This window comes from Vibrio sp. 811, from assembly GCF_033339195.1.
Map to the genome: position 1 here is coordinate 1 of NZ_JAWOUB010000967.1, position 515 is coordinate 515.

Consider the following 515-nt stretch of genomic DNA (forward strand, 5'->3'; position numbering starts at 1 on the left):
AGTCCAGTGTAATTTTTAAGTGCATTCAAAGCGTTGTGGTAATCAACACCTGCAGCTTTGAGCAGAGCCAACACGACGAGAGCGTTCGCTAAGTTATGTTTGCCGACAAGTTTCAATTCATCGCTGGCGATGACGCGCTGACCATGATCAAATAACCATGTGCGAGAACCATCGACTTCAAGGCCGTAAGCTTGCTCATCGCTGCCAAACGTAACCACGGGCATCTCAACCTCTGGGTACGTCTCTTGATCATCACGGTTAACTACAGCTAACTCTGCATGATCAAAAATACGCAACTTAGCAGCGCGATAATCTGCCATACCTTCGTAGCGATCCATATGATCTTCGGAAAGGTTAAGAAATGCCGCCGCTTTGAGTTTCAAACTCGACGTCGTTTCCAACTGAAAACTTGAAAGTTCCAGTACATACAAATCCGCATCTTGCTCAAGCAGCTCCAGTGCAGGCACGCCAATGTTACCGCCGACACCCACCGTCAATCCTGCCGCTTTTGCCAT

Annotated in this window: 1 protein-coding gene; it reads right to left on the bottom strand. The window is 48.0% G+C overall.

Features of this window, described 5'->3' with window-relative positions; all coding sequences use genetic code 11:
- On the bottom strand, positions 1–515 hold a 515-nt coding region (locus tag R7Q46_RS30390), incomplete at both ends, for a Mur ligase family protein (protein ID WP_318078743.1).